The following is a 24,240-nucleotide window of genomic DNA, read 5'->3' on the forward strand; positions in this document are numbered from 1 at the left end:
GCCTCCTTGTCAAACCAGGTAATCGCGCAAGGCGTGCTGCACGCAGGGCGTGTCGAGCAGCGAGCTGTTGTGGAAGAACTTGACGATGTTGCCCACCAGCGGATGGTGGCGATTGATCGGAAAGGCCAGCCCGGCCATTTCATCCCTGAGCGAACGGCGCGTCGCCTCGCTGACCGGCAGTGCGTCGATCAGGCGCAGATCGAAGGCTTTCTGGATGTCGTTGGTCAGGTAGTGGCCGATGAACACCGGCAGAATCTGCGCGATGGTTTCGCGATCCGCCGCGTTGGCGGTGTGCCAATAGATACGCACCATCCGCGCCCAGAAACTCGAATGACGACCTTCGTCGAGCAAGTGATCGGCCATCAGACCTTTGATCGACGGCTTGACCGTGTCATCGCGGGCGAACGCTGCGACATCGCCGGTCACGGTGTTTTCGGCGATGGCCACGCAGATCAATTCCACCGCGCTGCGCAGGTGCTCCGGTGCTAGCGCTACAGCCGCAGGAATCGCCCGGCTCAACTCGATCTCATCGGGCAACTGAATCGGCTCGATGCCGGTCATCGCTACCGTTTGCTGCATGAAATCCATCGCCACCAGCGCGTGATAATCCTCATCGACCACCACGGTCATCGCGTCGTAACGACAGGCAAACGGGAAGGCCACGGCGAAGCGGTTCTTGGCGATGCTGCGTGCGGTCTTGTCGACGATCTCGGTTTCGAAAATCACCACGTCGTTGATGAACTTGTACAGCGTCTGCACCAAGGCGAAATCACGCTGTTGCGGGCACTCGCGCAGGAAGGTTTCACTGAGCACCAGTGGTTGGCGGCTGAGCGGGTAGATCAGGCGTTCATCGTCTTCCAGCACGCGTCGGGGGCGAGTGCGGATGGTGGCGCGGTTCTCCCAGGCGTCGGCAAAGGATTGATAGTCGGCGGCGTTCATTGGGCCACCTCCGCCAACGGTTCGCGCATGCTCAGGCGCAGGCCGTCCCACAGGGCGATGCGACTCTCCACGGCGGCGATGGCGCTGGCGTAGACCTCGGCCTCGCGCTGCGGATCGCCGGCGACCAGGCGTTCGAGCAGGTGTTCTGCCGCCGGGCCGTGGTCTTCGGAGTCGACCTCGATGTGCCGTTCCAGGTAGTAACGGAAGGTCGGTGCCTGTTCGATGCCGATGCCCCAGTCGTCAAGAATGCGCTGGAACATGGTCGGGATCACACTCTCGCGACCGTGCAGAAACGCCGCCGCCACGCTGTGTCCTGGTGCATGCAGGGCGGTACGCAAGGTGTCGCGGACAAATTGCGCAGCGGCCGGATCCACCTCGACGCTTTGCAGCGCAACGTCATAGCTCACCCCTTCCTGTTGCAGGGCGACAAAGCGCTCCACGGCCGTGGTACTCGCGCCGATTTCGCGCATCGCATCCAGGTACAACTCGAAATGGCTGTAATGACCCTCCGTCAGGCGATCATCCGATTCTTCACCCAGAACGATCTCGTTGATCAACCGGGCGGCGTGAGGGTCACGCGGCGGTAACCACGGCAAACGGGTGCACGTCAGCTCCTGCTGCAGGCGTTTGGTCAGCGACATGAAATCCCACACGGCAAACACGTGGGTTTCCATGAAACGACGCAAGACCGTTAGCGAGGTGATCTCGGAAAAGATCGGGTGAATGCTAAGTTCGGCTTTCTTCAGGGCGAGTTGGTTCTTATTGGGCATCATGATGTCCTTTATCGTTGATATGTAATGGAACTGCTCTGGAAACTGCGCAATCAATGAAACGACGACTTACTTGTTTTCTGTCGACGGACGACAGCCTTCTTTCCTGATGGATAAGTGCGGATCGATATACCTGTGACATGGCTTCATGTCTGCCCATAAGGCGCTGCTGAGGTACCGCAGGCATTGGGCTGGCGCCGAGTTGAAGGGCGAAGTTCAAACTTGGCGAAGAAAAGCTAATACACAGGCAAAGTAGTTAACAAGTATATTTTTAATTTTTTTAAGTTTGCTGTTTTTTGAAGTTGAGTTGTTCCGATAAAACTTGTGGGTAAAGTTTTATTTGGGCGTAGTTGCTCCTTTCGGCGAATAACGGCCAAAATTGATCGATAAGAGTGAATGCCTCACTCGAAGCAACTTTCCAGCAATAAGAATTGAATGATTTAAAAGGGGCGGAAGTTGGCCGTGACCCCGCGCCATGACTTCCTTTTTCCCGTGGCAAGGCTCCTTCCGTAGGTTCCTGGTGCGGGGACTGCGCCGTCAGGGCGGCGCGTCGCCCGTTCTTTATGGGGTTGGCCGTTCAAGAGTGCGGGTAAATGAGCGCCACGGCTATTACCGATTCGTCATCGGCACGCTGCAAATGCAGACTGATAGGCGCGGAGGAGGTTAGAGCGGGCACGCGGATCCGCCCACCTGAGGGCGGGCAGATCGCTTGGGGATTTGTAAGCGGGTGATTCGTGGGAGGTGCGCGCTCAGCGAGCGGCTTTGCGGCTTTGCGCGGCGGGGGTAGCGAGATAACGGGTAATCACCTCGACGCCCCGATTAAGGTGCTGCTCGAGGAGTTTGATTGACAGTTCAACGTCACGATCCTGCACGGCTTGCAGCATTGCCCGGTGATCGTCCTGGGACAGTTTGCCCAGGCCCATGGCCTCAAGGTTGAAACGCAGAAAACGTTCCTCTTCGTTGAGTCCGTCTTCGACCAGTCGCAGCAAGCGTTTATTGGGCGCTTTGCAGTACAGGGCCATGTGGAACAAACGGTTGAGCCGGCCGATTTCCGTGTAGTCGTGTTGCGCTTCCAGCTCTTCGATGTAACCGGCGGCGCGTGTGTGATCGGCCGAGGTCAGCTGCGGAATCGACTGGCGCATGGCTTCGGATTCGAGGAGGATGCGCAGCTCGTAGGTTTCGGTGGCATCGCCTTGAATCAACGGCGCAACCACTGCGCCTTTATGCGCGGTAACGCTCAGCAGTTCCTGAGCTTCGAGCTGGCGCAAGGCTTCGCGCACCGGCATGCGGCTGACGCCGAACAAATCGGCCAGATCCTGCTGGCGCAGCGCCGTGCCGCAGGGCAGACGCCCATCGAGGATTGCCGAGCGCAGGGTTTCTTCGATCACCGACCGGGCCAGATGCGCAGGAATCGGTCCATCGACTTTAATGCTGTGCAGCGGTTTGGGCTTCTGTGTCACGACTACGCACCCTGTATGTCGGCCTGATTTGGATCCAAATGACACTAGTGATTGCTCTACAGGTTGTCAAACCTTGTAAAACATTGGGTGCCAACTGAAGTTTAGCGTGTCGCCGATGATCTCATGGTGCCATTGTTTTTTGCCGGGCTAAGCTTCACCATCAAACGCTTTCCTTCCTGCCCCCCGGAATTCTGCTGTGGCGGTACGTTTCGCGATCCCCCGGACACTGCGCTGGCTAGGCTGCGCACTGCTGCTGGCCGGCGTCATGCTGGGCGGTCTGCATGCCGATTGGGATTTTTCCACGATCAGCCGCAAAGCCACGGCGCTCTATGGGCCGCTGGGTGTCGGGCAGCAGCGCATCGATGCCTGGCAGAATCTGTTGGCTACGCAGCAACAGGTTAGCGAGATGGAAAAGCTCAAAGTGGTGAACCTGTTTTTCAACAAACAGGTGCGCTACGTCGAAGACATCGACCTGTGGCACGAGGTCGACTATTGGGAAACACCGATCGAGGCGCTGTGGAAGGGCGCTGGCGATTGCGAAGACTATGCGATCGCCAAGTATTTCAGCCTGCGCCATCTCGGCGTTTCCAGTGACAAGCTGCGCATCACCTATGTCAAAGCGTTGCGCCAGAACCGCGCGCACATGGTCCTGACTTACTATGCCACCCCCGATGCCATGCCGCTGGTGCTCGACAGCCTCATCGATCCGATCCAGCCGGCATCGCAGCGAACCGATTTGCTGCCGGTCTACTCTTTCAATGCCGAAGGTCTGTATTTGCCGGGCGCCAAGGGCAACAAAAAGGTCGGTGATACCAAACGCCTGTCACGCTGGCAGGATGTCTTGAAGAAAATGCAGGCCGAAGGTTTCCCGGTCGAGACGACTAACTAGGAGCACGCGCTCAGATGTCTTTGTTCAAACAGCTGTTGATCGCTATCTGTCTGTTCCTGGTGGTCGCCTTCACCGGCAGCTTCATGGTCAGTCTGGAGAGCTCGCGCACCCAGTACGTCAACCAGTTGCGTTCCCACGCGCAGGACGCTGCGACGGCGCTGGCCTTGTCGCTGACGCCGAATATCGACGACCCGGCGATGGTCGAGTTGCTGGTCAGTTCGATTTTCGACAGCGGTTATTACGCGAGCATCCGCGTGGTCGATCTGAAGACCGATCAGACTATCGTCGAGCGCAATGGCATTCCGGCGGTCAGCAATGTGCCGGACTGGTTCGTCAAGCTGATCGGTCTGGAACCGGCTGGTGGCGACGCGCTGGTCAGCCGTGGCTGGGAGCAGGCGGCGCGGGTCGAAGTGGTCAGCCATCCGATGTTTGCCGTGGCCAAGCTGTGGCAGAGCGCGTTGGGCAGCCTTGGCTGGTTGCTGATCTGCGGCGCAGTGAGTGCGGTGCTCGGGGCATTGCTGCTGCGCCGGCAATTGAAGCCGCTGGATTACATGGTCAAGCAGTCTCACGCCATCGCCCGTCGCGAGTTTCTCAGCCTGCCTGAATTGCCGCGCACGCCTGAGTTGCGTCGCGTGGTGCAGGCGATGAACCAGATGGTCGAGAAGCTCAAGGCGCTGTTTCAGGAGCAGGCCGAGCGCAGTGAAAAACTGCGTGCCGAGTCTTATCAGGACAACCTGACGGGGTTGGCCAACCGGCGTTATTTCGAGATGCAGTTGAACAATCGGGTGAGCAATCCGGAGCAGGCCAGTTCTGGTTATCTACTGCTGTTGCGGGTCAAGGATCTGGCCGGGCTCAACCAGCGTCTGGGCGGTCAGCGCACCGATGAACTGTTGAAAGCAGTCGGCGAACAGTTGTCTCGCGAATGCGCCAAGTACCCGGAAACCCAGAACCTTGTCACGCGGATTCGTGGCGGTGAGTTCGCTGTGCTGGCGCCGGGGCTGGTTCGAGAAGAAGCGCTGCAACTGGCGCAGAACCTCGACAATGCCTTGAGCAGTCTGCACGCCACCGGCGCGACCGACGTCGCTGCCGTGGCGTCGATCGGCCTGGCGCCCTTCACTCACGGCGATTCGCCGCAACAGGTGCTGACCCTCGGTGATCAGGCGCTGGCGCAAGCCGAAGGGCAGGGCGAGCAGAACTGGGCGTGCATCGATCAGAGCCTGACGGCGGATGTCGGCGACGATCACCACGCCTGGCATCGTTTGCTCGATCAGGCCTTGAGTCAGCAACGTTTCGAGCTGTATTTCCAGCCGGTGGTCGCCGCCGCAGACACGCAACTGGTGCTGCATTACAAAGTGCTCTCGCGCTTGCTCGATGATCAGGGCCAGACCATCCCGGCCGGGCGTTTTCTGCCATGGCTGGAGCGCTTCGGCTGGACCGCGCGGCTGGATCGCCTGATGCTTGAGCGCGTGCTGGAGCAGATGAAAGAACATGAAGATTCGCTGGCGCTGAACCTGTCTTCGGCGACCCTGGCCGATCCGCAGGCGTTGAACAAAGTCTTCGAGATTTTGCGCGCACATTCCAACCTCGGCGAGCGCCTGACCCTGGAAATCGGCGAGGAGCAATTGCCGGAACAAGCGGTGCTCGAGCAGTTGACCCGGCGCCTGCGCGAACTGGGCTTCTCACTGAGCCTGCAGCGCTTTGGTGGTCGTTTCAGCATGATCGGTAATTTGGCGCGGCTGGGGCTGGCGTACCTGAAGATCGATGGCAGCTACATTCGCGCGATTGATCAGGAGAGTGACAAGCGGCTGTTCATCGAGGCTATCCAGCGCGCGGCGCACAGCATTGATCTGCCGCTGATTGCTGAGCGGGTCGAGACGCAAGGGGAGTTGGCGGTGATTCGCGAGATGGGTTTGTATGGGGTTCAGGGGCAGTTGTTGGGTGAGCCGAAGCCTTGGCGGTGAGTCATTGCAAAAGCAACCCTCACCCTAGCCCTCTCCCGGAGGGAGAGGGGACTGACCGTGCGATATTGATGTAATACGCCGACGTGAAAGAGCTCCGCTGAATCCATAATCGACTTATAGCGCCAGACACCTCGGTTGGCCGCTCTCCCTCCGGGAGAGGGGGCTGAATCCATAATCGATTCGATTTCTCAGGTCGATCTATAACGCCAGACACCTCGGTCGGCCCCCTCTCCCTCGGGGAGAGGGCTGGGGTGAGGGTAGGCTTTTGATTACGGGGGGATCAGATCAATCCGCCCTCATCCTCATCGATCAACTGACTCAACCCGCCCAACGCTTCCCGCGCCTGGGTCCGGTCCATCAGTTTGGCCTGGGCCGCCGGTGGCAGGTCGGTGACGCGGATCACGCCTTTCTGGGTCAGCACCTGAATCAGGTCGTCGAGTACCCGAATCATTTCAAAGTCGCTCTGCTTGAGCTGTTTGAGGCTGGTTTCCACCACTTCATTGGCGAACCAGGCCTGGATTTCATGGCTGTCGGCCGGCAGCGTTTCCGTGGCCTCGGCGTAGGCCGCGGCTTCCACGCGAATCAACAGACCTTGCGCATCGCGTTGCACGTAAAACATTGAGCATCCCTCAGAAATGAACCAGCGTCATGCTGTCAGCAGCATAGCCAACTGCGCGCGAGTATGCGGGGCGGCGACGCGATCGTCACCGGTCCGGTCAGCACAAACGTGACGGCCGCCCCATTGGGGCGGCCGTTTTGTTCACGGATCAGCTGTTGTTGTGGTCGACTTTGATGGTCGGGTCGCTGCCGGCAATCAGGTTGTGAATGTTGGCACTCGACCAGTTGTTGCCTTCCAGTTTGATCGTCACGTCCGGGGTCGCCGCTGCGGCATCGCCGGAGTTGAACTTGCCCGCCGAGCTGACTTGCAGCGACGACGTGCCGTCGACCGTGGTGATCTTCAGGAAGTTGTCGATGGTGCTGCCAGTCTCGCCCTGCAGCAAATCACGCAGATCGATACGGTCACCGTCGGCGGCCTTGAAGTCCTTGATCACGTCGTTGCCGGTGTCGCCCGCCTTCCAGACAAAGGTGTCGGCGCCAGAACCACCGATGAGGATGTCATTGCCCTGACCACCGATCAGTGTGTCGTTGCCGGTGCCGCCGAGCAGGATGTCATTGCCTTTGCCGCCATCGAGCAGGTCGTTGCCGCCCGAGCCGAAGAGGATGTCATTGCCCGCGCCACCCAACAGCGTGTCATTGCCATCATGCGCACCGGACACATCGAACGCCTGATAGTGCTCGGTGATGTATTGGTGCACGTTGCTGGTGGTGACCTTGCTGACGTCGACGCCGGTTTCCTTGGCAACGAACGCCTGCATAGCCTGATAACCCTCACCGGCAATGCCGTTGAAACTCACCAGATCGCCAAAGAGGATGTCATTGCCGTCGCCACCGCTGACGGTGTCGTTGCCCGGCATCGTCGCTTCGGTGTGGCCGATAATCGAGTTGGCCAGATCCTTCGGATCAATGTTGGTCTGCGGCGTTTTATCCGAATCGTAAGGTTTCAGGTCGTTGAGGCTGACGCCGCTGTTCAGGCCGATGGCCTCGACATTCGACAGGCCACTGAGCAACGCGAAGCTGCTGGTCGAGTTGTCGGTGGTGGTCGAGGTGGTGCTGCTGCCGCTACCGGCCAGACTCGACAACTCGTAAGTGCCGTCGCCCTGCGCGTGAACGGTGCCCAGATTGGTGGTGCTCCAGCCATAACGGGCGGTGTAGGTCTGCAACTGGGCAAAACCGCTGGCGTTGATGCTCAGGTAATGCGTGTTGTCGATGTAGGTGCTGAAGGTGTCGCCCAGCTTGTAGTTGCTGGTGGTCACCACGCTGTCGAACTTCACGCTGCCGTACAGCGTCGGGTTGGTCTGCTCGCCGCTCTGGTAGTAGGTCGGCTGGCCGTCGGTGATGAAGTACGTGAGGTTTTTCGCCCCGGTGTTGGCCACAGCGTCGGCACTCTGGAACCAGTTGGCCGTGGTTTTGAACACGTCCTCATAGTTGGTGCCGCCGCCGGAACTCATCGAGTCGAGTACGGATTTGAGCAGGGTCAGCGCATTCGGGTCGTTGAGGTTCACCGACACCGACTTGTTGACCTGGGTATCGAAGTCCACCAGGAAGATGTTCACCGTACCCGAGTTGCTGCCGCCCAGGCTCTGCTTGAGGGTGTTGAACACCGACGTCAGCGAATCCTTGGCCGCATTGATCGACGAGCTGCTCATACTGCCGGAGCTGTCGACCATGAAGGCGATGTTGTAGTTGGTACCCGGGACCACGGTCAGGCCACCGATGTCGGCGACGATGATGTCGTTGCCATCGGTGCCGCTGACGGTGTCATCGGCCGACGTGGCGACAATGGCGTTGTAGACCGCCGGCACCACGGTGACCGGAATGGTCGCGGTGCTGCTGGCCGAGCCGCCGACCATCTCGGTGGAGGTCGAGGTCACGGTCAGGTTGAACTGGCCGTTGTAGTACGGCGGCGGGGTCACGGTCAGGCTGCCGAGGTTCCAGCCGGTGACGTTGGCGTCGCCGCTGCTGGCGGTGACGGTGAAGGTATGGCCCGCGCCATCGCTGAGCACCGAGCCGACTGGCGCGCCGCTGATCTTCACGCTCAGGGTTTCCGAGCCGTCGGTGTCAGTCAGTGCGGTGGTGATTGCCGACAGTTTCACCGTGGTGCCTTCGGCGCCGGTGTTGAGTTTGTAGCCGTCGTAATAGCCTTCGCCGTTGCTGCCGTGCAGATCGGAGACGGTCACGCCCGAATTCACCAGATCCTGCACGCCGGTGTAGATCGGTACGCCAGCGCTGCTCAGGTCGATCGGCGTGCTGCCGTTGACCGACAGGTTGACGTCGTAGCTGCCCGGGCCGCTCTGGTTGTGGTGGTAGATGTCCAGGGTGTAATAGCCGCTGGTGGTCGGGGTGAATGAACCGTTGAGGTTGCCGCCCGCGCCCCACGTGGTCGATGCCACGCTCTTGCCGCCAATGGTCACCAGCAGGCTGTCATCGCCGATGCCGCTGAAGGTGTAGGTCTTGCCGGCTTCCAGATAAATCAGCCCCGAGGTTTTCGACGCGGTACCGGCGGTCACGCTGCCGTCGGACTGCACGTTGTTGACGTTGGTGCTGGTGTTCGGAGTGCCGGCACCGTCGATGACGTTTTTCAACGTGGTCGAATCCGCGCCGTTGCCGTTGGTGCCAAGGCCCGACAGACCGGTCCAGACTTCCTTGATCAGCCCGGTGGACTTCACGCTGTTGTCGGCCACGCTCACGGTCGGCGCATCCGCCACTGGCGTGATGTCGATCTTCACGGTGCCGGTGTTGCCCAGCAGTTGGCCGTCGGTTGGCTGGAACTTGATTTGCGCGTAGTCAGCCTGGTTGTTGCCCAGACCGCTGCCGCCGTAACCGTTGACGCCCGACTCGTTGGCATCCGGCAGGAAGCGCAGCTTGCCCGCGTCGATGTCAGCCTTGCTGAAGGTCTGGTTGTTGGCGACGTCCTTCCAGGTCGAGCCGTCCAGGTACTGCAGTTTGCCTTCGCCCGGCAGCTGGGTAATTTTGATGCCGAGGCTGGCGGCCGGGCTGTCGACGTCAGTAACGCCGAAAGTCGACCAGCCGAGCACCAGCGGGGTGTCTTCGGTGCCGGTGACGTTGCTCGGTGCAGCAACCGGTGCGTCGTTGACCGCCACCACGTTGACCGTGGTGGTCGCGGTGTTGGAGTAGTTGCCGCCATCGGTCACAGTCACGGTGATGATGCGCGGCACGGTGCTCGGATTCTCACTGCTGTTGGTGAAGCTGATGTTCTTGATGGCCTGCATGTAATCAGCCAGCGTCGCGTTACCGGACAGCGTCAGCGTGACGGTGCCGTTGGTGCTGTTGGCATTGATGGTGATGCCGTTGACGCTGTTGCCCAGGTTCAGCGCATCGCCGTCCTGACGGTTGGTCAGGATTACGGTGGCGCCGGTGAGCATGGTGCTGTCCGGGTCGGTGATGCTGATGTCGGTGTCGGCAATCGACACACCCGCGCCCGGGGTGTTTTCGGTAAAGGTCACCTTGTAGTCGGCACCGGTGGCGCCGCTGGAGTTGTTGGCATCCAGGTCGATGACCGGCGGTGCGTCGTTGTCGATGATCGACGTGCTGACGCTGCCATTGGTGCTGCTGACCGCGAGGTTCTCGAAGTTGCCGCCAGTGGCTGAATCGATCTTGACCACGAAGTTCTCGGTGCCTTCGGTGATCTTGTCATCGATGGTGGCGACGTTGAACTGCGCGCTGCTCGCACCGGCCGGGATCTTCACGGTGTACACACCGGTGAAGTCCGAACCGTCGGCAGCGGTACCGCTGTAGACGATTTTCAGGGTCACTTCGGTTTGCGCCGGGTGGTTCAGGCTGACCGTGTAGCTGGCGGTCTGGCCTTCGGTCACCGAGCTGCTGCCAGTGATGCTGACGGTGGTGGTGTCGATGGTGTCGGTGACGTTGGTCACGGCTGGCGTGGTGTTGGTCACCAGATTTTCGAAGCCGCCGCCGCTGGTGCCGGTGATGGTCGCCTGCACGGTGCCGGCGTCTTTGTAGACGTCGTCAGCTGGTGCTGGAACGGTCACGGTGCCGGTGGTTTTGCCGGCGTCGATGGTGATTACCGAGCCGTTGCTCAGGGTTACGGTGACTGGCGAGCCTGCGGCATTGGTCAGGGTCGCGGTGTAAGTGATCTGACCACCTTCGGCCACGGTGCCGGTCGCGGACAGCGACAGGTTGGTGGTGTCGACGGTGTCGGTCACGGTGGTGCTGACCGGGGTTTTGTCGGCCACGAGGTTCTCGTAGTTGCCGCCCGTCACGTTGGTGATCGAGTTGGTCAGCGGCGCATGACCGGTTAGCGCATCGTTCGGTGCGGTGGTGGTCGCGGTGCCGGTGGTCTGGCCGACGCCAATGGTGATGGTCTGACCGTTCGACAGGGTCACGACAACCGGCGAGCCGGTAACCGGTGCGCCTACGGTCGCGGTGTAGACGACGTTGCCGCCTTCAGCCGCTGTACCGGTCGCGGTCAGTTTCACCGTGGTGGTGTCGATAGTGTCCGTGACGCTGGTCACGGCCGGCGTCGTGCTCGGCACGAGGTTTTCGAAGTTGCCACCGGTGGCGTTGCTGATCGTGGCCTGCACGGTGCCGGCGTCCTTGTAGACGTCGTCAGCCGGGGCTGGAACGGTCACGGTGCCAGTGGTTTTACCGGCATCGATGGTGATCACGGCGCCGTTGGACAAGGTGACGGTCACTGGCGAGCCAGCGGCGTTGGTCAAGGTTGCGGTGTAGACGATCGAGCCGCCCTCAGCGACCGAATTGGTAGCGCTGAGCGACAGGTTGGTGGTGTCGACGGTGTCGGTCACGTTCGTGCTGACCGGCGTTTTGTCAGCCACGAGGTTCTCGTAGTTACCGCCCGTCACGTTGGTGATCGAGTTGGTCAGCGGCGCATGGCCAGTCAATGCGTCGTTTGGCGCCGTGGTGGTCGCCGTACCGGTGGTCTGGCCGACGCCGATGGTGATCGTCTGACCGTTGGCCAGGGTCACGACAACCGGCGAACCGGTGACTGGCGCGCCGACAGTCGCGGTGTAGACAACGTTGCCGCCCTCGGCTGCAGTTGTGGTTGCAGTGAGTTTTACGGTGGTGGTGTCGATCGTGTCGGTAACGCTGGTCACGGCTGGAATCGTGCTCGGCACGAGGTTTTCGAAGTTGCCACCGGTGGCGGTGCTGATCGTCGCCTGCACGGTGCCGGCGTCTTTGTAGACGTCATCCGCTGGCGCTGGAACAGTCACGGTGCCAGTGGTTTTACCGGCGTCGATGGTGATCACGGCGCCGTTGGACAGGGTTACGGTCACTGGCGAGCCAGCGGCGTTGGTCAAGGTTGCGGTGTAAACGATCGAGCCGCCTTCGGCCACGGTGCCGGTGGCGCTCAGCGACAGATTGGTGGTGTCTACGGTGTCGGTGACATTGGTCGATACCGGGGACTTGTCGGCCACCAGGTTCTCGAAGTTGCCACCTGTTACGTCAGTGATCGCATTGGTCAGTGGAGCATGGCTAGTCAATGCGTCGTTTGGCGCCGTGGTGGTCGCGGTACCGGTGGTCTGGCCGACGCCAATGGTGATGGTCTGACCGTTGGCCAGGGTCACGACAACCGGCGAACCGGTAACTGGCGCGCCGACAGTCGCGGTGTAGGTGACGTTGCCACCTTCTGCTGTCGACTCTGTTGCTGTCAGTTTGACGGTGGTGGTGTCGATGGTGTCGGTGACGTTGGTCACTGCCGGTACGGTGCTCGGCACCAGGTTTTCGAAGTTGCCACCGGTGGCGGTGCTGATCGTCGCCTGCACGGTGCCGGCGTCTTTGTAGACGTCATCCGCTGGCGCTGGAACAGTCACGGTGCCAGTGGTTTTGCCGGCGTCGATGGTGATCACGGCGCCGTTGGACAGGGTTACGGTCACTGGCGAGCCAGCGGCGTTGGTCAATGTCGCGGTGTAAACGATCGAGCCGCCTTCAGCGACCGAACCGGTCGCACTGAGCGACAGATTGGTGGTGTCGACAGTGTCGGTCACCGTAGTGCTGACCGGCGTTTTATCAGCCGCGAGGTTCTCGTAGTTACCGCCGCTCACGTTGGTGATCGCGTTGGTCAGCGGTGCATGACCGGTCAAAACGTCGTTTGGCGCGGTAGTGGTTGCGGTGCCGGTAGTCTGGCCTACACCGATGGTGATGGTTTGACCGTTCGACAGGGTTACCACGACTGGCGAACCGGTTACTGGCGCGCCGACGGTTGCGGTGTAGACGACATTGCCGCCTTCAGCGGCAGTGGCGGTCGCGGTCAGTTTCACCGTGGTGGTGTCGATGGTGTCGGTGACGCTGGTCACAGCCGGCGTCGTGCTCGGCACCAGGTTCTCGAAGTTACCACCGGTGGCGGTGCTGATCGTCGCCTGCACGGTGCCAGCGTCTTTGTAGACGTCATCGGCCGGGGCTGGAACGGTCACGGTGCCAGTAGTTTTGCCGGCGTCGATGGTGATCACGGCGCCGTTGGACAAGGTGACGGTCACTGGCGAGCCAGCGGCGTTGGTCAATGTTGCGGTGTAGATGATCGAGCCACCTTCAGCGACCGAACCGGTCGCACTGAGCGACAGATTGGTGGTGTCGACGGTGTCAGTCACGGTGGTGCTGACCGGAGTTTTGTCGGCAACAAGGTTCTCGTAGTTGCCGCCGGTCACGTTGGTGATCGAGTTGGTCAGTGGCGCATGACCGGTCAATGCATCGTTTGGCGCTGCGGTGGTTGCAGTGCCCGTGGTCTGGCCAACACCGATGGTGATGGTTTGACCATTGGCCAAAGTCACGACAACCGGCGAGCCGGTAACCGGTGCGCCTACGGTAGCGGTGTAGACAACGTTGCCGCCTTCAGCCGCCGACTCAGTGGCGGTCAACTTCACGGTGGTGGTGTCGATGGTGTCGGTGACGCTGGTCACAGCCGGCGTCGTGCTCGGCACCAGATTTTCGAAGTTGCCACCGGTGGCGGTGCTGATGGTCGCCTGCACGGTGCCGGCGTCTTTGTAGACGTCATCCGCTGGCGCTGGAACCGTCACGGTGCCAGTGGTTTTACCGGCGTCGATGGTGATCACTGCGCCGTTCGACAAGGTGACGGTCACTGGCGAGCCAGCGGCGTTGGTCAGGGTCGCGGTGTAAACGATCGAGCCGCCTTCAGCGACCGAACCGGTCGCGCTGAGCGACAGATTGGTGGTGTCGACGGTGTCGGTCACGTTGGTGCTGACCGGGGTTTTGTCGGCCACCAGATTTTCGTAGTTGCCGCCCGTGACGTTGGTGATCGCGTTGGTCAGCGGAGCGTGGCCGGTCAGCGCATCGTTCGGTGCGGTGGTAGTGGCGGTGCCAGTGGTCTGGCCGACGCCGATGGTGATGGTTTGACCATTGGCCAAAGTCACGACAACTGGCGAGCCGGTAACCGGTGCGCCTACGGTAGCGGTGTAGACAACGTTGCCGCCTTCAGCTGCCGACTCAGTGGCGGTCAACTTCACGGTGGTGGTGTCGATGGTGTCGGTGACGCTGGTCACAGCCGGCGTCGTGCTCGGCACCAGGTTCTCGAAATTACCACCGGTGGCGTTGCTGATGGTCGCCTGCACGGTGCCGGCGTCTTTGTAGACGTCATCCGCTGGCGCTGGAACCGTCACGGTGCCAGTGGTTTTGCCGGCGTCGATGGTGATCACAGCGCCGTTCGACAGGGTTACGGTCACTGGTGAGCCAGCGGCGTTGGTCAATGTTGCGGTGTAGATGATCGAGCCACCTTCGGCAACCGAACCCGTCGCGCTCAGCGACAGGTGGGTGGTGTCGACGGTATCGGTGACCGTGGTCGAAACCGGGGTCTTGTCGGCCACCAGGTTTTCGTAATTGCCGCCGGTTACACCGGTGATCGAGTTGGTCAGTGGTGCCTGACCGGTCAGTGCATCGTTAGGTGCCGCGGTGGTCACGGTACCGGTGGTTTTACCGACTTCGATGGTGATGTTCTGGCCGTTGGCCAAAGTCACCACGACAGGTGAACCGGTAACTGGAGAGCCCACAGTGGCGGTGTAAGTGACGGTGCCGCCTTCAGCGACCGACGTATCAGCCGTCAGTTTTACGGTCGAGGTGTCGATGGTGTCGGTGACGCTGGTCACAGCCGGCGTCGTGCTCGGCACCAGGTTCTCGAAGTTACCACCGGTGGCATTGCTGATCGTCGCCTGCACGGTGCCGGCGTCTTTGTAGACGTCGTCGGCCGGGGCTGGAACGGTCACGGTGCCAGTGGTTTTGCCGGCCTCGATGGTGATCACGGCGCCGTTGCTCAGCGTCACGGTCACTGGCGAGCCAGCCGCGTTGGTCAGCGTTGCGGTGTAAACAATCGAACCACCCTCGGCCACTGTCCCTGTGGCGCTGAGCGACAGGTTAGTGGTGTCGACGGTGTCGGTCACGGTGGTGCTGACCGGAGTTTTGTCGGCAACAAGGTTTTCGTAGTTGCCTCCGGTCACGTTGGTGATCGAGTTGGTCAGTGGCGCATGGCCGGTCAACGCATCATTTGGTGCGGTGAAGGTCACGGTGCCGGTGGTTTTGCCGACTTCGATGGTGATGTTCTGACCATTGGCCAGCGTCACGGTGACCGGTGAACCGGTTACTGGTGCCCCAACGGTCGCCGTGTAAGTGACGGTACCGCCCTCAGCGACCGACGTATCAGCCGTCAGTTTGACGGTCGAGGTGTCGATGGTATCGGTAACTTCGGTCACGGCCGGGACAGTGCTCGGCACCAGGTTTTCGAAATTGCCACCCGTCGCCGTCGAGATTGTCGCTTCAACTTTGCCTGCGTCTTTGTAGACGTCGTCGGCTGGCGCTGGAACAGACACGGTGCCGCTGGTTTTGCCGGCTTCGATGGTAATCACCGCACCGTTCGACAGAGTCACGGTGACTGGCGAGCCAGCTGCGTTGGTCAATGTCGCGGTATAGATGATCGAACCGCCTTCGGCCACAGAACCGGTCGCACTGAGCGACAGGTTGGTGGTGTCGACGGTGTCAGTGACCGTGGTCAAAACCGGAGTCTTGTCGGCCACCAGATTTTCGTAGTTGCCGCCAGTGACACTGGTGATCGAGTTGGTGATCGGCGCGTGGCCGGTCAGCGCATCGTTCGGCGCGGTGAAGGTTACGGTGCCAGTGGTTTTACCGACTTCGATGGTGATGTTCTGACCATTGGCCAGCGTCACGACGACAGGCGAGCCGGTTACTGGCGCACCGACAGTGGCGGTGTAGGTGACGGTGCCACCTTCAGCGGCGGTCTCGGTCGCCGTCAGTTTCACGGTCGAGGTGTCGATGGTATCGGTGACTTCGGTCACGGCCGGAACAGTGCTCGGCACCAGGTTTTCGAAGTTGCCACCGGTAGCGGTCGAAATCGTCGCTTCGACTTTGCCGGCGTCTTTGTAGACATCATCGGCCGGAGCTGGAACGGTCACGGTGCCAGTGGTTTTACCGGCTTCGATGGTGATTACCGCGCCGTTCGACAGGGTCACCGTGACTGGCGAGCCTGCAGCGTTGGTCAGGGTTGCGGTGTAGATGATCGAACCACCTTCCGCAACGGTGCCGGTCGCAGTCAGCGACAGATTGGTGGTGTCGACGGTGTCGGTGACATTGGTCGAAACCGGCGTCTTGTCCGCCACCAGATTTTCGAAGTTGCCGCCGCTCACCTCGGTGATCGCATTGGTGATCGGCGCGTGGCCGGTCAGTGCGTCATTCGGCGCGGTGGTGGTCGCGGTGCCGGTGGTCTGGCCAACACCAATGGTGATGGTCTGACCGTTAGCCAGGGTCACGACCACAGGTGAACCAGTGACTGGCGCGCCGACGGTTGCGGTGTAAGTCACGCTGCCGCCTTCAGCCGCCGACTCGGTCGCGGTGAGTTTGACGGTGGTGGTGTCGATGGTGTCGGTGACATTGGTCACCGCCGGTACGGTGCTCGGCACCAGATTCTCGAAGTTACCGCCCGTTGCATCCTTGATCGTCACTTCGACTTTGCCAGCGTCTTTGTAGACGTCATCGGCAGGTGCCGCAACGGTCACGGTGCCGGTAGTTTTGCCAGCCTCGATGGTGATCACCGAACCGTTCGACAGGGTCACGGTCACCGGGGTGCCGGCCGGATTGGTCAGCGTCGCGGTGTAAACGATCGAACCGCCTTCAGCCACAGAATCGGTTGCGGTCAGGTTCAGGTTGGTGGTGTCGGTGGTGTCCGAAACCACGGTGTCGGCGGACTTGCCGTCGACCGCGAGTTTTTCGTAATTGCCGCCGGTGGCGCCGTCGATGGTCACGCTCAGCGAGCTGCCGCCGGCCAGTGGGCTGTTTGGCGCGACGAAGTTCACCGAACCGGTGGTTTCACCGACGGCGATGGTGATGGTCTGGCCGTTGGACAGGGTCACGACAACCGGCGAGCCGGTTACTGGCGCGGTCACGGTCGCGGTGTAGACCACGGTTTCGCCTTCAGCGACGTTCGCCGTGGCGGTCAGCGACACGGTGGAGGTGTCGATGGTGTCGTTGACGGTGGTGACGGCCGGAGTAGTGCTGGTGACGAGGTTTTCGAAGTCGCCACCGGTCGCGCCTTTGATGGTCGCTTCAACGGTGCCGGCGTCTTTGTAGACGTCGTCTTTCGGTGCGTCGACGGTGACAGTGCCAGTGGTTTTGCCAGCGTCAATGGTGATCACCGAGCCGTTGCTCAGGGTCACGGTGACTGGCGAGCCAGCAGCATTGGTCAGGGTCGCGGTGTAGGTGATCTGGCCACCCTCGTTCACCGAGCCGGTCGCGGTCAGCGACAGGTTGGTGGTGTCGACGGTGTCGGTGACGGTGGTGTTGACCGGGGTTTTGTCGGCCACGAGGTTTTCGTAGTTGCCGCCGGAAACGCCGGTGATCGAGTTGGTCAACGGAGCATGGCCAGTCAGCGCATCGTTCGGCGCGGTGGTGGTCACGGTGCCGCTGGTTTTACCCACTTCGATGGTGATGTTCTGACCATTGGCCAGGGTCACGACAACCGGCGAACCGGTGACTGGCGCGCCGACCGTGGCGGTGTAGGTGACGGTGCCACCTTCAGCCGCAGACTCGGTGGCGGTCAGTTTGACCGTCGAGGTGTCGATGGTGTCAGAGACGTCGGTAACGGCTGGGGTGGTGCTCGGAACGAGGTTCTCGAAGTTGCCGCCGGTGGCGTCCTTGATGGTCACTTCGACCTTGCCGGCGTCTTTGTAGACGTCATCGGCTGGCGCAGGAACGGTCACGGTACCGGTGGTTTTGCCTGCTTCAATGGTGATGACCGACCCGTTCGACAGGGTCACGGTTACGGGCGTGCCGGCCGGGTTGGTCAGTGTTGCGGTGTAAACGATCGAACCGCCTTCAGCCACAGTGCCGGTCGCCGTCAGCGACAGGTTGGTGGTGTCGACAGTGTCAGTAACAGTGGTCGAAACCGGGGTTTTGTCGGCGACCAGATTCTCGTAGTTACCGCCGCTCACATCAGTAATCGCGTTGGTCAGCGGCGTGTGCCCAGTCAGCGCATCGTTTGGCGCGGTGGTGGTCACGGTGCCGCTGGTTTTGCCGACCTCGATGGTGATGTTCTGGCCGTTGGCCAGGGTCACTACAACCGGAGAACCCGTCACTGGAGCACCCACGGTGGCGGTGTAAGTAACGGTGCCACCTTCAGCCGCTGACTCGGTGGCAGTCAGTTTGACCGTCGAGGTGTCGATGGTGTCAGTGACGTCGGTCACGGCCGGCACAGTGCTCGGTACCAGGTTCTCGAAGTTGCCGCCGGTAGCATCCTTGATAGTCACTTCGACCTTGCCGGCGTCTTTGTAGACGTCATCGGCCGGCGCCGGAACGGTCACGGTGCCAGTGGTTTTACCTGTCTCGATGGTGATCACCGAGCCGTTCGACAGGGTCACGGTGACAGGCGAGCCCGCCGCATTGGTCAGGGTCGCGGTGTAGATGATCGAACCGCCCTCGGCCACGGAACCGGTAGCGCTGAGCGACAGATTGGTGGTGTCGGTGCTGTCGGTCACTGTGGTGGTGATCGGGGTTTTGTCGGCGACCAGATTTTCGTAATTGCCGCCGCTCACGCCGGTGATCGAGTTGGTCAGCGGGGCCTGACCGGTCAGCGCATCGTTCGGCGCGGTGAAGGTTACGGTGCCGGTGGTCTTGCCCACTTCAATGGTGATGCTCTGACCATTGGCCAGGGTCACCACGACAGGAGAACCGGTGACCGGCGCGCCGACAGTGGCGGTATAGGTGAGGGTGCCGCCTTCAGCGACCGTGGTGTCGGCCGTCAGCTTCACGGTCGAGGTGTCGATGGTGTCAGTGACTTCGGTCACGGCTGGCGTGGTGCTCGGGACCAGGTTCTCGAAGTTGCCGCCGGTAGCGTCCTTGATGGTGACTTCGACTTTGCCGGCGTCCTTGTAGACGTCATCGGCAGGCGCAGGAACAGTCACGGTGCCGGTGGTTTTGCCCGCTTCGATGGTGATCACCGAGCCGTTGCTCAGGGTCACGGTGACCGGGCTGCCAGCGGCATTGGTCAGGGTCGCGGTGTAGGTGATCTGGCCGCCTTCAGCTACGGTTCCTGTCGCGCTCAGCGTCAGGTTGGTGGTATCGACGGTGTCGGTGACGGTGGTGCTGACCGGGGTTTTGTCGGCCACGAGGTTTTCGTAATTGCCGCCGGAAACGCCGGTGATCGCGTTGGTCAGAGGAGCGTGGCCCGTCAGCGCATCGTTCGGCGCAATGGTGGTCACGGTGCCGGTGGTTTTGCCGACTTCAATGGTGATGTTCTGACCGTTGGCCAGGGTCACCACGACCGGCGAACCAGTGACCGGCGCGCCGACAGTGGCGGTGTAGGTGACGGTGCCACCTTCAGCGGCCGACTCGGTGGCGGTCAGTTTGACCGTCGAGGTATCGATGGTGTCAGTTACATCGGTAACGGCTGGCGTGGTGCTCGGAACCAGATTCTCGAAGTTGCCGCCGGTAGCATCCTTGATAGTGACTTCGACCTTGCCGGCGTCTTTGTAGACGTCATCGGCTGGAGCCGCCACGGTCACGGTGCCGGTAGTCTTGCCCGCTTCGATGGTGATCACCGAGCCATTGCTCAGGGTCACAGTCACCGGGGTGCCGGCCGGGTTGGTCAGGGTCGCGGTGTAAACAATCGAACCCCCTTCCGCCACGGTGCCGGTCGCAGTCAGCGATAGGTTGGTGGTGTCGACAGTGTCAGTAACAGTGGTCGAAACCGGGGTTTTGTCGGCAACGAGGTTCTCGTAATTGCCGCCGGAAACGTCGGTGATCGCATTGGTCAGCGGAGCGTGGCCAGTCAGCGCATCGTTTGGCGCGGTAGTGGTCACGGTGCCGCTGGTTTTGCCGACTTCGATGGTGATGTTCTGGCCGTTGGCCAGGGTCACGACAACCGGCGAACCGGTGACTGGTGCGCCAACGGTGGCGGTGTAGGTGACAGTGCCACCTTCAGCCACAGTGGTGTCGGCCGTCAGCTTCACGGTCGAGGTGTCGATGGTATCAGTGACGTCGGTCACGGCAGGCGTGGTGCTTGGCACCAAGTTCTCGAAGTTGCCGCCGGTGGCGTCCTTGATGGTCACTTCGACTTTGCCGGCGTCTTTGTAAACGTCATCGGCTGGCGCAGGAACGGTCACGGTGCCAGTGGTTTTGCCGGCCTCGATGGTGATCACCGAGCCGTTGCTCAGGGCCACGGTGACAGGCGAACCGGCGGCGTTGGTCAGGGTCGCGGTGTAAGTGATCTGGCCGCCTTCCGCCACGCTGCCCGTCGCGCTCAGCGTCAGGTCGGTGGTGTCAGTGGTGTCGGTGACCGTGGTGCTGACCGGGGTTTTGTCGGCGACGAGGTCTTCGTAATTGCCGCCGCTCACGCCCGTGATTGCGTTGGTGATCGGCGCGTGGCCGGTCAACGCATCGTTCGGTGCAGTGGTGGTCACGGTGCCGGTGGTTTTGCCGACTTCGATGGTGATGTTCTGACCGTTGGCCAGGGTCACGACCACAGGCGAGCCGGTCACCGGCGCGCCGACAGTGGCGGTGTAAGTGACGGTGCCACCTTCAGCCGCCGACTCGGTGGCGGTCAGTTTGACGGTAGTGGTATCGACGGTATCGGTCACGTCGGTGACGGCCGGAACGGTGCTCGGAACGAGGTTCTCGAAGTTGCCGCCGGTGGCGTCCTTGATGGTCACTTCGACTTTGCCGGCGTCCTTGTAGACGTCATCGGCAGGCGCAGGAACAGTCACGGTGCCAGTGGTTTTGCCGGCCTCGATGGTGATCACCGAGCCGTTGCTCAGGGTCACGGAGACTGGCGTGCCGGCAGGGTTGCTCAGGGTCGCGGTGTAAGTGATCTGGCCGCCTTCAGCCACGGTGCCCGTCGCGCTCAGCGTCAGGTCGGTGGTGTCAGTGGTGTCGGTGACCGTGGTGCTGACCGGGGTTTTGTCGGCGACGAGGTCTTCGTAATTGCCGCCGCTCACGCCCGTGATTGCGTTGGTGATCGGCGCGTGGCCGGTCAACGCATCGTTCGGTGCAGTGGTGGTCACGGTGCCGGTGGTTTTGCCGACTTCGATGGTGATGTTCTGACCGTTGGCCAGGGTCACGACCACAGGCGAGCCGGTCACCGGCGCGCCGACAGTGGCGGTGTAAGTGACGGTGCCACCTTCAGCCGCCGACTCGGTGGCGGTCAGTTTGACGGTGGTGGTATCGACGGTATCGGTCACGTCGGTGACGGCCGGAACGGTGCTCGGAACGAGGTTTTCGAAGTTGCCGCCGGTGGCGTCCTTGATGGTCACTTCGACCTTGCCGGCGTCTTTGTAAACGTCATCGGCTGGTGCCGGAACAGTCACGGTGCCGGTTGTTTTGCCGGCCTCAATGGTGATCACCGAGCCGTTGCTCAGGGTCACGGTGACTGGCGTGCCGGCCGGATTGGTCAGCGTGGCGGTGTAAACAATCGAACCACCCTCAGCCACGGAACCGGTTGCGCTCAGCGACAGGTTGGTGGTGTCGGCAACATCGGTAACGCTGGTCGATACCGGGGTCTTGTCGGCGACCAGATCTTCGTAATTACCACCCGAAACGCCAGTGATCGAATTCGTCAGCGGTGCGTTGCCGGTCAACGCGTCATTTGGCGCGGTGGTGGTCACGCTGCCGGTGGTTTTACCGACTTCAATGGTGATGCTCTGACCGTTGGCCAGGGTTACCACGACAGGCGAACCGGTCACCGGGGCGCCAACGGTGGCGGTGTAGGTGACGGTGCCACCTTCAGCAACCGAGGTATCAGCCGTCAGTTTCACGGTCGAGGTATCGATAGTGTCGGTCACTTCGGTCACGGCCGGGACAGTGCTCGGCAGCAGATTCTCGAAGTTGCCGCCAGTCGCATCCTTGATGGTGACTTCGACTTTGCCTGCGTCTTTATAGACATCATCGGCCGGCGCCGGAACGGTCACGGTGCCAGTGGTTTTGCCCGCGTCGATGGTGATCACCGAGCCGTTGCTCAGGGTCACGGTTACCGGCGTGCCGGCCGGATTGGTCAGGGTCGCGGTGTAAACGATCGAACCCCCTTCCGCCACGGTGCCGGTGGCCGTCAGCGACAGGTTGGTGTTGTCGATCGAGTCGGTAATGGTGGTGGTCGCTGGCGTCGTGTTCGGCACCAGGTTTTCGAAATTGCCGCCGGTAGCGCCGGTGATAGTGGTGCTGACGGTGCTGCCATTGTTGTAAACGTCGTTGGCCGCGGTCGGCACGTTGACGCTGCCGGTGGTTTTGCCGGCGTCAATGGTGATGGTCGAACCGTTCGACAGGGTGATCGTCACCGGAGTTTGCGCTGCGTTGGTCAGCGTCGCGGTGTAGGTGATCTGGCCGCCTTCGACGACGGTGCCGGTAGCGGTGAGGCTCACGCTGGTGGTGTCGACCGAGTCGGTAACCGTGGTGGTGGCTGGCGTGGTGTTTGGCACCAGGTTTTCAAAGTTGCCGCCGCTGGCGCCAGTAATGGTGGTGCTGACAGTGCCGCCATTGTTGTAGACGTCATTGGCCGCCGTCGGCACGTTGACGGTGCCGGTGGTCTGGCCAGCCTCAATGGTGATGGTCGAACCGTTCGACAGGGTGACGGTCACCGGGGTTTGCGCCGGGTTGGTCAGGGTCGCGGTGTAGGTGATCTGGCCGCCTTCGACCACTGTGCCGGTGGCAGTCAGGGTCAGGTTGGTGGTGTCGATCGAGTCGGTGATGGTGGTCACCGCTGGCGTCGGGTTCGGCACCAGGTTTTCGAAGTTGCCGCCAGTCGCACCGGTGATGGTGGTGGTGACGGTGCTGCCGTTGTTATAGACGTCGTTGGCCGGGGTCGGCACGTTGACGGTGCCGGTGGTCTGGCCGGCGCCGATGGTGATGGTCGAGCCGTTCGACAGGGTGACGGTCACCGGGGTTTGCGCCGGGTTGGTCAGGGTCGCGGTGTACGTGATCTGCCCGCCTTCGGTGACACTCGGCCCGGCCGTCAGGGTGACGGTGGTGGTGTCGATGGTGTCGGTGACCTGGGTCGTGGCCGGAGTGGTCGGCGGGGTCACGGTGATGCCATTGCCGCCGGTGGTGCCGGTGACGGTCACGTCGATCTGGGTCGGGTCGTTATAAACGGTGTCGTTCGGCGCCAGTGGCACATTGACGGTGCCGGTGGTTGCACCGGCCGGAATCACGATCACCGCGCCGTTGGACAGGGTGATGGTCAAGTCGGTCAGCGGCGCCTGGGTCAGGGTCGCGGTGTACACCAGCACACCGCCGGCTTCGGTGATGGACGGCGTGGCGCTGAGGCTCAGGGTCGAATCACGCAGGGCGTTGGTGGTGGTATCGGTGGTCTGGCCGCCGGTAATGTTTTGCGCAGCTTGACCGGCAGCGTTGATGCCTGCGGTCGGGAAGCCAATGGTCGGGTCAACGCGGCCAGCGGTGGCATCGAGCATCACGAAGCTGTGACCGCCACCGGCAGCACCGCCCGTGCCTGCGGCGCTTGGGCCGGCAGCAGTAGCGTCCAGCGCGGTGGTCGGGTCGACACCGGCGGCGATGGCTTGCTGCAGTTCGGCTACCGACGGCGCTGCCTGCGCGGTGGCTTCGGCCAAATCAGTGCTGGAGTCGGGCGCGTTGGCGCTCCACTGAGTTTCACGGCCCAGATCAAGGGTGCGGCCATCGGCCAATTCAAGCGACACGGCGCCGGAGAGGCCGGTGTCGATCTGGTCGCCGACAAACAGACGATCGCCTTCAACGAGTACGCGACGCACGCCCTCTGGGGACACCACGAATACCTGACCGACAATGCTTTTGACGATGGCAACAACACTGCTCATTGAAGACTCTCCGGGTGTCACGTTCAGTTGACTTCCATGGACCTGACGGCATGGGCGCCGATTCAGTCTGGACGTACTTTAAAAATTTGCGAAACAAGTTTGACGCGTCTTTTCGTCAATAATTTGGCTAGATTCTTTCGCTATTAACTTTATGCCAAACTATTGACCTTCTGGGTGCCATCCTAAACAATCGCCCCACTAATGTCACATTGATATTTCCGCGGCGACCTGTCCTTCAGCGTGTGATCCAGTTCCTGTTTTGAACTTTCCGACATACGGTCAATCTGGTTGCCATCATCCGACGCAGCGCCACGT

The 24,240-nt window shown here is 61.4% G+C and carries 7 protein-coding genes; 2 read left to right on the forward strand and 5 right to left on the reverse strand.

The window, feature by feature from the left end; translation table 11 throughout:
• Positions 1-9: 9 nt before the first annotated feature.
• The 3 genes from AC3IUF_RS00700 to AC3IUF_RS00710 form a co-directional block, all read right to left on the reverse strand.
• On the reverse strand, positions 10-939 hold the full coding sequence (locus AC3IUF_RS00700) for a diiron oxygenase (protein ID WP_007918981.1): 930 nt from the start codon (positions 937-939) through the stop codon (positions 10-12).
• A complete protein-coding gene (locus AC3IUF_RS00705) occupies positions 936-1,709 on the reverse strand; it encodes a DUF3050 domain-containing protein (protein WP_371857972.1) in 774 nt (257 codons plus the stop codon). The genes AC3IUF_RS00700 and AC3IUF_RS00705 overlap by 4 nt, the downstream gene beginning before the upstream one ends.
• 749 nt (positions 1,710-2,458) lie before the next feature.
• Positions 2,459-3,169, reverse strand: coding sequence for a GntR family transcriptional regulator (locus AC3IUF_RS00710; RefSeq protein WP_007918983.1), 711 nt, complete (start codon positions 3,167-3,169; stop codon positions 2,459-2,461).
• Between the two features lie 196 nt (positions 3,170-3,365).
• On the opposite strand from AC3IUF_RS00710, the gene lapG reads away from it, so the two are divergent.
• Together lapG and lapD are read left to right on the forward strand one after the other, a co-directional pair.
• A complete protein-coding gene (gene lapG, locus AC3IUF_RS00715; protein WP_489280078.1) occupies positions 3,366-4,058 on the forward strand; it encodes a cysteine protease LapG in 693 nt (230 codons plus the stop codon).
• Positions 4,059-4,072: 14 nt separating this feature from the next.
• The gene (gene lapD, locus AC3IUF_RS00720) at positions 4,073-6,019 is read left to right on the forward strand and encodes a cyclic di-GMP receptor LapD (protein ID WP_007918985.1); all 1,947 of its coding nucleotides are present in this window, start codon (positions 4,073-4,075) and stop codon (positions 6,017-6,019) included.
• A gap of 280 nt (positions 6,020-6,299) precedes the next feature.
• Here the strand turns inward: lapD and AC3IUF_RS00725 are convergent, their stop codons facing one another.
• Positions 6,300-6,638 (reverse strand): hypothetical protein, encoded by a 339-nt coding sequence (locus AC3IUF_RS00725; RefSeq protein ID WP_007918987.1) that lies wholly within the window; start codon positions 6,636-6,638, stop codon positions 6,300-6,302.
• Between the two features lie 148 nt (positions 6,639-6,786).
• Positions 6,787-23,925 carry a LapA family giant adhesin gene (locus AC3IUF_RS00730; RefSeq protein WP_489280079.1) on the reverse strand — a complete coding sequence of 5,713 codons (17,139 nt, stop codon included), beginning with the start codon at positions 23,923-23,925 and terminating at the stop codon, positions 6,787-6,789.
• Positions 23,926-24,240 lie beyond the last annotated feature (315 nt).

The organism is Pseudomonas sp. KH_040 (assembly GCF_057839305.1).

Bases quoted from the DNA above. Each gene is read 5' to 3' on its own strand.
- AC3IUF_RS00700 (WP_007918981.1), bottom strand. From the start codon at position 939: ATGAACGCCGCCGACTATCAATCCTTTGCCGACGCCTGGGAGAACCGC.
- AC3IUF_RS00705 (WP_371857972.1), bottom strand. From the start codon at position 1,709: ATGCCCAATAAGAACCAACTCGCCCTGAAGAAAGCCGAACTTAGCATT.
- lapD (WP_007918985.1), top strand. From the start codon at position 4,073: ATGTCTTTGTTCAAACAGCTGTTGATCGCTATCTGTCTGTTCCTGGTG.
- AC3IUF_RS00725 (WP_007918987.1), bottom strand. From the start codon at position 6,638: ATGTTTTACGTGCAACGCGATGCGCAAGGTCTGTTGATTCGCGTGGAA.
- AC3IUF_RS00730 (WP_489280079.1), bottom strand. From the start codon at position 23,925: ATGAGCAGTGTTGTTGCCATCGTCAAAAGCATTGTCGGTCAGGTATTC.